The organism is Bradyrhizobium sp. 31Argb (genome assembly GCF_043638955.1).
In the GTDB taxonomy this organism is placed as follows: Bacteria; Pseudomonadota; Alphaproteobacteria; order Rhizobiales; family Xanthobacteraceae; genus Bradyrhizobium.
In genome coordinates this window covers 62,234-72,436 of record NZ_JBEGDB010000010.1, presented here as the reverse complement: position 1 = coordinate 72,436, position 10,203 = coordinate 62,234, and the positions used below count along the sequence as shown (strand labels likewise).

General features: G+C 59.4%; 8 protein-coding genes. 7 read left to right on the top strand and 1 reads right to left on the bottom strand.

The window, feature by feature from the left end; translation table 11 throughout:
• On the top strand, positions 1-217 hold a 217-nt coding region (locus AAFX91_RS03740; protein ID WP_394565574.1), incomplete at its 5' end, for an integrase core domain-containing protein.
• Between the two features lie 358 nt (positions 218-575).
• A complete protein-coding gene (locus AAFX91_RS03735) occupies positions 576-935 on the top strand; it encodes a helix-turn-helix domain-containing protein (protein WP_130576696.1) in 360 nt (119 codons plus the stop codon).
• A gap of 390 nt (positions 936-1,325) precedes the next feature.
• On the opposite strand, the gene AAFX91_RS03730 is transcribed toward AAFX91_RS03735, so the two are convergent.
• Positions 1,326-1,967, bottom strand: coding sequence for an AAA family ATPase (locus AAFX91_RS03730; RefSeq protein WP_394565577.1), 642 nt, complete (start codon positions 1,965-1,967; stop codon positions 1,326-1,328).
• A 516-nt stretch (positions 1,968-2,483) separates the two neighbouring features.
• On the opposite strand from AAFX91_RS03730, the gene AAFX91_RS03725 reads away from it, so the two are divergent.
• The 5 genes from AAFX91_RS03725 to AAFX91_RS03705 all read left to right on the top strand — a co-directional run bounded on the left by AAFX91_RS03725 (position 2,484) and on the right by AAFX91_RS03705 (position 10,072).
• Positions 2,484-3,443 (top strand): calcium-binding protein, encoded by a 960-nt coding sequence (locus tag AAFX91_RS03725; protein WP_394565573.1) that lies wholly within the window; start codon positions 2,484-2,486, stop codon positions 3,441-3,443.
• A 191-nt stretch (positions 3,444-3,634) separates the two neighbouring features.
• Positions 3,635-4,249, top strand: a complete 615-nt coding sequence (locus tag AAFX91_RS03720) for a class I SAM-dependent methyltransferase (protein WP_130576692.1) — start codon at positions 3,635-3,637, stop codon at positions 4,247-4,249.
• A 204-nt stretch (positions 4,250-4,453) separates the two neighbouring features.
• Positions 4,454-6,688, top strand: coding sequence for a peptidase domain-containing ABC transporter (locus AAFX91_RS03715; RefSeq protein ID WP_394565572.1), 2,235 nt, complete (start codon positions 4,454-4,456; stop codon positions 6,686-6,688).
• Positions 6,678-8,027: an HlyD family type I secretion periplasmic adaptor subunit gene (locus AAFX91_RS03710; protein WP_130576688.1), complete on the top strand. Its 1,350-nt coding sequence runs from the start codon at positions 6,678-6,680 to the stop codon at positions 8,025-8,027. The genes AAFX91_RS03715 and AAFX91_RS03710 overlap by 11 nt, the downstream gene beginning before the upstream one ends.
• A complete protein-coding gene (locus tag AAFX91_RS03705) occupies positions 8,024-10,072 on the top strand; it encodes a tetratricopeptide repeat protein (RefSeq protein ID WP_394565571.1) in 2,049 nt (682 codons plus the stop codon). The genes AAFX91_RS03710 and AAFX91_RS03705 overlap by 4 nt, the downstream gene beginning before the upstream one ends.
• Positions 10,073-10,203 lie beyond the last annotated feature (131 nt).

The window sequence follows — 10,203 nt, the reverse complement described above, 5'->3', positions numbered from 1 at the left end:
AGGCTATGCCGACGGCCGCGAGGCCAAGGCAGGGGTCGCAAGCTGGATCGCCTTCTACAACGATCGTCGCCTTCATCAGGCGCACGGCTATCGCACCCCGATGGCGGTCTGGCGCGAACGGATGCAGGCCGCGAAGGCTGTGGACATGGTGGACAACGCTGCCGCGTTGACCACATGCCCACAGCAACTGCAGCAGACAGCGTCTCTGGCTGCGTGATAGAAAGGGATCAGGAGCGGTCAGTTTCCAACTAACAAACCGGTTCAAGCGGTCCCGCTCCGCGGGTCCATTTCAGTTGGCTTAACGCGACACGACCGGCGAACGAGGTCAAATTGATACGCGGTTACCGCTATGAAAATCAGGTTGCACCGCATCTAACACGAACGGCTAGCTTGCGCGGATAATGACTAACATTCTACCTCGAGCAAGGGCGTTAGCGACGCCTTCGGTGTTTCGCCTCTCGTTTCTGACTGTGGGTATTTATGATAATTGTGATGCTGCTCGGGCCGAGTCTTCGGCTATGTCGGGTGGCGGATCCGGCCGCTAGCTGCCGGCCCGAGCGCGTTTAGGCGGGAAGATGAAGAAGCACTCTCACGAGGAGATATTGTTGAAGCTCGTTCGAGCAGACGACCTTGCTCGAGCGGGCAATTCCCAAGTGGAGATTTGCAAGGCGCTCGGGGTAAGCGTGATGACGCTTCATCGTTGGCGGAAACTGCCTCTGCGCAGGACTGATGCGGTCGTTCCGTCCGATCCTGTGGGTGAAGGGAAGGTGCCAACCAACTCGCCAACGATTGATGAAATGCGCCGTGTGCTGGAGGAACTCACGCTGGAGAACCAGCGGCTGCGGAAGATCGTCACGGATCTCCTGCTGGAGAAGATGCGGCTTGAAGAAGCTTCGGCCGAGGCCTTTCCCGTTAGCCAGGCACGCAAGGCCTGATCAATCCTTGTTGAGCCCTCGTGACCGCAGCTAGCTGATCTCCCGCTGGGGTGACAATCGCAAACTCCATGGCGGGGCTTCCGGCAGCCAAAGTGCTTGCCGGCAAGGCCGAGCATTGTTGCGGGGACAGGCGTTGGATGTTTCAACGATCCGAACGCTTGATTGACTGTGAACAAACTCGCTGCGAGCGGCCGGCATATATGTCGCGGACGCTTTTCGTAGACATCGCGCGCTATCGTCGGCTTCGGTGGGAGTGGTGGAAATCGCGCTAAAGCATGATGATTTTCTTCGAATCATCATCCCGCTCTATCTTGTTTGAGCATGATCTCCGCGCAAACGCTTCGCGTTTGTCGCGAGGGAAGACCGGTATCCACTTTTCCGGATCATGCTCTAATCCTCTCCAACCGCCCTTTCTACAGCGTCTGCGAGCTGTTGGATCTCCTGATCCGCCGCGTCTCCGGGCATGAAGCTCGCGACCGATTGACCGCTTGTAAAGGAGCGGACGAATGCCGAGCGACTGGCGATGGGAGGCGCGACGATCTCACCGAACTCGTTCAACTCCTCGACCAGTTGTCGGCCCTCGAGGGTGCGGCGATCGAGCCGGTTAGGAACCAGAATGACCTTGATCGCATCGCGCCGGCGCGCGCGTGCCGCATCGATGATGGCAAGCGTCTGTACAGTCGCGTCGAGATCAAGTCCGGAGGGGGTGCAGGGGACTAGTATCAGGTTTGCCAGGGCGATCGACGCACCCATTTCGCGCGCGTTCGGGGCGGTGTCGATTACCACGAGACCGGCCTGGATATTTCGCACCTCCTGGGCCCAGGCGGATACGGTGGTGCCTTCCAGAGCCATTTCGTAAACCGGGAATTCCAGGTTGCCCGGCTCGGCCCACTGCGAGGCGGAGCGCTGCGGATCGCTGTCGACCAGCGCGACGTCATGACCGCGGCGCGCCAGCTCGGCCGCGATACAGACCGCAATCGTGGTCTTGCCAACCCCGCCTTTTCGCTGGGTAACAGTAATGGTCCTCCGCATTGGTATGGGAGAGGTCATGCGGCGCCACACTAACAAATCTTCACATTTCAAAGCAAAATCAGCCGGTTACACTACCACTACCTAACGCATATCGACAATTGGCTTCTTCATGGAACCTCCCGGGATGTTCGGATTGTGGCCTGCCTGATCCCCACGCATACCTCATCCGCAGATTCCGTATGGTTGTAACCGCGGATTGTGCCGAAATTACCCGAAAAAGCGCCCCTTCGGGGCGGACTCGGATCGCCGGCCCGGCGATTAACAATGGCGTGACATTGAGCTCAAATCTGAGTTAATCGCGCGTGAATTTAATCCTTGACTTCGATTGTGCAGCGCGACTAACAATGGCTTAACAAACGACGCGATGCACCTTAACATTTAACATGGGTTGTGTCGGGTTGAACTAGGCCTCTTCACTCTCGTTGTAGTTGTAGCACCTTCAACTTGCAGCACATTGGCGCTGACCGGCGTGTCAGCTGATCGGTGAAAAATCTTGGAATCTTGCCAGAGGGTACCATGGCCGTTACCTACTTGACGAAGACTGAGCTGGGTCAATTTCTCCACCACAGCGGCAACAACATCGAGTCGAGTGTCAGATCGGCATTGATCGACTCGTTAGAGCAGAGCGGTGTGTTCAACGATGGCGGAGAGGATGGCACGAGGGGATGGTTTCAATCCGGACCATTTGCCGGTGGGCCGGTAGCTCCCACCATTCAGGTGCTGGACGTTAAAACCTCCACGACAGTCGACACGACTCCCAATCTGAAAGCGATCATCCTCGATGACGCCGGTGGAAAAACGCTCAATGTGAACGGTGCCGACAACGACGTGTTCGTTGCAATGGGCAAGGGCTCCGACACCGTGCACCTGCACGACAGTGGCGATGATACGGTCTACGGCGGTGGTGGCAACGACCTGATCACCGGCGGACACGGCAATAGCTCGCTGTTTGGCGGTGCCGGCAACGACAGCATCTATGGCGGCACCGGCAACGACACGCTGGATGGCGGTAGCGGCAACGACTACCTGCTGGCCGGCACCGGTGCTCAGTCGCTGGTCGGCGGCGATGGCAACGATCTGATCAAGGACCTCACGTCCGGGCACAGCACGCTTTCGGGCGGCAGCGGCAATGACACCTTGGTCGGCGTGCAGGGCGATGTTTTCGAGGGTGGCAGCGGTAACGATCAGATCTGGCTCTATGGTGGCGCCGCGGGTGCGAACTCGACGCTGCAGGGTGGAGACGGCAACGATACCTTCTACATCCAGTCGCACTCCGGGAACGATACGATCATTGGTGGCAACGGCAACGATACCGTCGACTTTGCGGATCGTTCCTTCTTTGATGTCACCAAGATTGACGTTGATGCGAGCACGTCAACTTATACGCTCCACTTCAGTGACAATCAGACAGTTGCGGTCAGCGGAGTTGAAGATCTTCACTTCAACGACCAGGTCGTCACTCTGCCGAAACTCTAACTCGGCTGCTGAAGGTCATGCTAGTGAAGGCCCCGCTTCTGCGGGGCTTTTGCTTTTGTGACCGGAAGATGAGTTCAGGCGCGATTTACGCCTTTGTCAGGCCACATCGATCAGGTGATGTCGTTTACGCTTGATTTCGTATTGTTCTCACCCGCGTCCGATTGCGTCAGGAACCAATCTTGTCCGCCAGTATGAAGCGCTTGCTCAATGCGGGCTCCGGCCCCGGACCTGCCCGCCGAATTGCTCGAATGGTTGGCGAGCAAGGTTGGGAGGAAGTGCGCTTCGACATCGATCCGGAAGTCAAACCGGACGTTCTCGGCTCAATCTTTGATCTCGGCGGTTCCTTCGAACCGCAATCATTCGATGCTGTCTGGTCGTCGCATGTGCTCGAGCATCTCTATGCGCACGAGGTCTTTCCGACGCTGCGTCAGTTCCATCGGGTCTTGAAACCCGACGGGTTCGCCTTGATCACAAGCCCGGATATCGAATCAGTCGCTCAATTCATCGTCGAGCACGGGATTGCCGCCATCGCCTACAATTCGCCGGCGGGTCCGATCAGGCCGCTCGACATGCTCTACGGCCATTCGCGCGCCATCGAGGAGGGGCATGTCTATATGGCCCATCGCACCGGATTTACGGCCGAGCGCCTTGGCAACCTGCTGTTGATGGCGGGCTTTCCGACCGTGTCGATAACAACGGAGAACTTCGAGGTTTGCGCGCTCGCGCTGATGCCCGAGGCCGATAGCGAGGGCATCCAGAGGACTTTGTTAGAAACGGGCTTTAATTTTCAGGAAGCGTCGGCCTAGACGCTCATCACGGTGCCGGTTCGGCTGACAGTGCAACCTGCAGTCGACGGCCGCGAGCATTCGCTATCACGCTAAATGTTAGTGTTCCTGTCGTTTTTGTTGTATATATGTTAGCGCTAAGAACGGCGCATCGTTGGTCGCGCAGCGGTATGTCCGTAGAAGATCGTAACAGACGCTCGTAACAGATACATGGACTGAGCTTTCATGATCATCCAAGCGGTCGCCGAGAATACTGATGCGGATCCAGTGCCTCCGTCGGCGCTCGAGTGTCTGATCATCGTCGCTCGACAGCACGGGCTGCATCTCACCTCAACGCAGCTTATCAAAGACAACCTGCTGACCGATCAGGAAGTGACGCCTGATCAGCTCGTCCGCTGCGCGGAAAAGGCGGGCATGCGGGCGAAGCTCGTCAAGCTTGATTGGGACGGGCTTTCCCATCTGAAAAAGGCGCTCCCCGCTATCGTTCGCCTGCGCAACGGAAGCCATATGGTGCTGTTGCGTGTCGATGGAGACGCCAACAACACGCGTATTGTGTTGAGGGATCCGAATGCGGCGGAAGATGCGCTGCTCGTGATCGACCGGCCGCGCTTCGAGGACATCTGGTCCGGAGATGTCGTTCTGGTCAAGCGCAACTATGAAATCTCCGACGAATCGCAGCCGTTCAGTTTCGGCCTCGTGGCCGCGTTGCTGTTCCGCGAACGTCGCATGGTTCGGGACGTCGCAATCTCAGCGCTGATCCTCGGATTCCTTGGTCTGGCGCCGATCATGTTCTGGCGCCTGCTGTCGGACAAGGTGATTTTCTACAAGGCATACAACACCTTCTATGTGTTGTGCCTCGCGATGCTGGTGATCATCGCCTTCGAGGCGGCATTCTCGTTCTTGAGGCAGTTTCTGGTTCATCGCCTGACGACCAGGCTTGACGTCAAACTATCCACCTACGTCTTCGAAAAGGTTCTCAACCTTCCCATCGACTATTTCGAGCAGACCGCAGTCGGTCTAGTGGCGCGCGACATCCGCGAAGTGTTCCGCATTCGCACCTTCCTGATGGGGCAATTGTTCGGCACGATTCTAGATTCGACGACACTGATCTTCTTCCTACCTGTCATGTTCTTCTTCAGTCCGGTCATGACCTTGGTGGTCCTGGCGATGTCGGGATTGATTGTCGCGTGGCTTATCCTGATGCTCCCGACCTACCGCAAGGCGTCGGCCGCCGTCCTTGCAGCGGAAGGTGCGCAGGGCGCCTTTCTGGTTCAGACGCTCAACGGCATCCGGACGGTGAAGTCGCTCGCGCTCGATGCGAGGCAGCGCCATATGTGGGACGTGCTGGTCGCGCGCGTCTCCAGGGCACGGCTTGCGGAGGGGATGACCGGAAACGCGATCCAGGCCGTCGTGCGCCCGCTGGAGCGGCTGGCGGTAAGCGGTTCATATGCGCTCGGCGTCTATCTCGCGCTTGTCAGCAATGATCCCGTCGTCATCGGAGCGCTGTTCGCCTTTCTGATGCTGTCGCAGCGCGTGTCGGGCCCCCTGATGCAGATGGCACAGCTTATCAATCAGTACGACGAAGCGCGAAGCGCGGTCGCCACCGTCGGCAACCTGGTCAACCAGCCTGCCGAAGAGGGGCGTTCCGGACATGGAGTCCGCTCGCCGCTCGTGGGCAAAGTGGAGTTTTCCGGCGTCACCTTCAAATACAAGGGTGCTGTCTCGCCGACGCTGAACCGCATCTCCTTTGAAGTGCCCCAGGGGACCACGCTTGGCGTGATGGGTAAGAGCGGCTCCGGCAAGACCACGCTCACGCGCCTATTGCAGCGACTTCATTCGGACTACGACGGATTGATCAAGATCGATGGCATCGACGTTCGCGAATACGACGTCGACCATCTGCGCCGGAACATCGGCGTCGTGCTGCAGGAGAATTTCCTGTTCAGCGGCACGATCCGGGAAAACATCTCCGCGGCCAAGCCGGATGCGACCTTCGACGACATCGTCAAGGCGGCCAGGCTAGCGGGCGCGGAGGAGTTCATCGACAAGCTGCCCCGGGGCTACGAAACCCAGATCTACGAAGGTTCGCCCAATCTCTCGGGAGGGCAGCGGCAGCGGCTCGCGATCGCGCGTGCGCTGATCGTCAATCCGCCGATCCTGATTCTCGACGAAGCGACCAGCGCGCTCGACGCCGACAGCGAGGCGATCGTGAACGCCAACATCTCGCGGATCGCGCATGGCCGAACGCTGATCATCATTTCGCACCGGCTGTCCTCGCTAACGGCGGCGGACGCGATTCTCGTGCTCAATCGCGGCGTGGTCGACGACATCGGGCGGCACGAGGAGCTTTTGGAGCGCAACGACATCTACAGTTCGCTTTGGTACCAGCAGAACACGCATCTGGTGCCCGCGAACCGGAATGATAGACCGAACTTCCGGAGCCCGACCCTTGTCTCCTAATCAAGCGTCGCTTGCCACCGTTCGCCAATTCCAATCGGAGACCGACGCGATTCGGGAGGAGGCCGAGCCGCTGGTTGCGCGGGCCACCCTGTTTGTACTTTCCGCGTTTCTGGTCGCGATCGTCGCGATCCTGTGCCTGACGCGGATCGATCGCGTCATCACCAGCATTAGTGGCAAGATCGTCCCGGCCGGTCAGGTCAGCGTGCTGCAGGCGCTGGATCCCTCGATCATCAAGACGATCGACGTGCGCGAAGGCGAGCAGGTGCAGCCGGGGCAGTTGCTCGCGACGCTCGATGCCACCTTCACGTCAGCGGATCTAACTCAGGCGAAATTGCAGATCGCGAGCCTTGAGACGCAAGTGGCGCGCGACGAGGCCGAGCTGAAGCAGCAGCCGCTCGTGTTCCCCGGCAAGTCAGACCCTGACTACCAGAAATACGCGGCGCTGCAGAAGGCGCTCTATGATCAGCGGATGGCGCAATATACCGCTCAGCTCAACAGTTTCGAATCGAAGATCAAGCAGACGCAGGCGACGATCGAAAAGCTTCGCGGCGACGATGCCAGGTATCGGCAGCGCGACGAGGTGCTACAGAAGATCGAAACGATGCGCACGACGCTTGCCGAGCACGGCACCGGCTCGCAGCTCAACATGTTCATTTCCCAGGACACCCGGCTGGAATTGCTGCGGACGTTGGAGAATACGCACAACAGCCTGATCGAGGCTCAAAATACGCTGGGATCGCTGGTCGCCGATCGTGACGCCTTCAAGCAGCAGTGGTTTGCGCAATTGAGTCAGGATCTGGTTACGACGCGCAACAAGCTCGACGACGCGAGATCGGCCTATGACAAGGCAGAGAAGCACCAGGATCTCGTGCGCTGGACCGCCGCTGAACCCTCTGTGGTGCTGACCATGGCAAGGCTTTCGGTCGGCTCGGTCCTAAAGCCAGGCGATCCCTTCATCACACTCATGCCGATCGACACCAAACTTGAGGGGGAAATCAGGATATCTTCGCGGGATATCGGGTTCATCCGGGCTGGCGATCCCTGCACCATGAAGATCGACGCCTTCAATGCCGCGGAGCACGGCACGGCTGAAGGCAAAGTGCGCTGGATCAGCGAAGGCGCGTTTACGACCGATGAGGATGGAAAGCCGCTCGAATACGCCTACTACAAGGCGCGGTGCTCGGTGGACTCGTCCAATTTCAAGGACGTGCCTCACAATTTCCGTCTGATCCCCGGCATGACCCTTGCGGGAGACATCAATGTCGGCACCCGATCGGTCGGAATGTATCTGCTCGGCGGGATGCTCAAGGGCATTCGAGAGGCCATGCGCGAGCCATGACACTGTCGGCGCGATCGCTTTTTCAGTGGATTCGACCGGCTTCCACGTTCTCCCAGGAAGGGCCGCTTGAGCGTGGAAAGGCTGCATACGAGAGCGGTCAGTATTTGGAAGCGCTCAAGCTCTGGAAGCTCGCGGCGCAGTCGGGTGAGGCTGAAGCGAGCTATCGGATAGGAATGCTTTATGTGAGGGGCGAGGGGGTCGTGAGAAGCGTCCCGGACGCCGCGATCTGGTACGAGCGTGCGGCCCAACTAGGCAACATCGACGCGCAATTTCAGCTCGGCCTGATCTTTCTGTACGGGGCCAATCCGGTACTCGGTCCTTATCGGCATGAAACATGGTACCAGTCCTCCGCCGCTCGGCTGGGTGACGAAGCATCAAATGTGCAAGACTTGATATTCCCGCACGGAACGAGTGTTGCGAAGGATGTGGACGCCGCTTTTCGCTGGATATCGGCTGCGGCGGAGGGCGGGAAAGCCGAGGCGCAGACGGTCCTCGGCAACATGTACAGCGAAGGGCTGGGTTGCACGAAAGACTTCCAGACGGCGCTCGGATGGTATCAGGCCGGTGCCGAGCAGAAGTGTGCGCCGGCCGAATTCGCGCTTGGAGATGTCTACTATCAGGGCCGAGGCGTCCCCGTCGATTTCGAGCAGGCCGCGATCTGGTATGGCAAGGCTGCCGATCAGGATCATGTGAGGGCGCAGGTTGCGCTTGCCTTCATGAACCTGAAGGGAGCGGGGATGCCCGAGTCTCCTACCGAAGCGGCGCGGCTGTTCCAGAGTGCGGCAAGACATGACGATGCGATCGCGCTCTACAACATCGGTTTGTTGCGCTTGAACGAAAAGGGCGTCGCCAAAGATTCCGACTTGGCCGAAACCGCGTTGCGCAAGGCGGCGCGCAAGGACTACCTTCCGGCGATCCAGGCGTTGGCGGAGTTCTATTCACACGGCGCAGGGGCCGAGCCGGATCTGCGGGAAGCGGCAACTTGGTACGAGAAGGCCGCCGAGCGAGGCGACGTGCAGGCGCAGTTCTTCATCGGGCGCTTCTATGCGACCGGAACCGGCGTCTCCCCGAACATTCGTCAAGCCGCAAAGTGGTTCGAGCGTGCGGCCGAGAACGGCCACGCCACCGCCGCGTTCAACGTCGCGATCTTCTATCTCAACGGCTCCGGCGTCGAACGTAATGTGGAAACCGCGATCAAGTGGTTTGAGCGCGCTTCGGAGGGCGGCATCAGCGCCGCGCAGGTGCAGCTCGGCAGGCTCTACTCCGCAGGCAACGGCGTTCCGCGCGATCAAAAGCTCGCGGGAGAATGGCTGAGCAAGGCCGCTGTTGGCGGGGACCCTGACGCCAAGACCGCCTATGCGCTCTTCCTCCTTCATCATGATGGCTCGGCGGACCGGCTTGCGCAGGTGCAGTCGTTGTTGACCGAAGCTGCCGAAGCCGGCTACGCGCCCGCGGCCTTCCAGCTCGGCGCGATGCAAATGGGCAAGTTCGGTGGGGTTGCGGATGTGCGAGGCGCTGTCCCATGGTTTACGCGCGCGGCCAAAGCCGGCCATGTCGAAGCCCAATACACCCTTGCGCTCCTATTTGCCGATCCGAACAGCGGCGTGAATGATGCGCGAGCATCAGCGACCTGGATGACCGCGGCCGCGCGCGCAGGCAATGCGGCCGCGCAGTTCCAGCTTGCCGTCATGTATTGCACCGGCAATGGCGTTGCCCAGGATGTCGCTCAGGGTGTGACCTGGTACGAATCCGCCGCGCAGCAGGGACACACGGTTGCGCAGTACAACCTCGCTGTGATGCTGGGAAGAGGGCAGGGCCGCGAAGCAGATCCGAAGAAGGCGGCCGAATGGTTTCAGAAAGCCGCGGAGCAGGGAATGGCGGAAGCGCAGCTAGCGGTGGGAGACGCGCTGATGTCGGGCGCCGGCGTCGCACAGGATAGGGACATGGCGGTGCATTGGTATCAACAGGCGGCGCGACAGAACAATGAAGGCGCAGTGCGCCGCCTGAGGGCGATCGGCCTGACATTGGTGGACACTGAGCGATGAAGAAGGACGTTGTCCGTTCTGGAGCGGAAAGATGCAAAAGGAGGCAAGCAACAACAACAATTCGGGCACAACTGAAGCTTGCTTTCATATCGAAGACAGAAAGAGTGCGCTAATCTCGCGCTTGCGAAGTT

Excerpts from the sequence above, each read along its gene's own strand:
- AAFX91_RS03735 (WP_130576696.1), top strand. The coding sequence starts at position 576 with ATGAAGAAGCACTCTCACGAGGAGATATTGTTGAAGCTCGTTCGAGCA.
- AAFX91_RS03730 (WP_394565577.1), bottom strand. The coding sequence starts at position 1,967 with ATGCGGAGGACCATTACTGTTACCCAGCGAAAAGGCGGGGTTGGCAAG.
- AAFX91_RS03725 (WP_394565573.1), top strand. The coding sequence starts at position 2,484 with ATGGCCGTTACCTACTTGACGAAGACTGAGCTGGGTCAATTTCTCCAC.
- AAFX91_RS03720 (WP_130576692.1), top strand. The coding sequence starts at position 3,635 with ATGAAGCGCTTGCTCAATGCGGGCTCCGGCCCCGGACCTGCCCGCCGA.
- AAFX91_RS03715 (WP_394565572.1), top strand. The coding sequence starts at position 4,454 with ATGATCATCCAAGCGGTCGCCGAGAATACTGATGCGGATCCAGTGCCT.
- AAFX91_RS03705 (WP_394565571.1), top strand. The coding sequence starts at position 8,024 with ATGACACTGTCGGCGCGATCGCTTTTTCAGTGGATTCGACCGGCTTCC.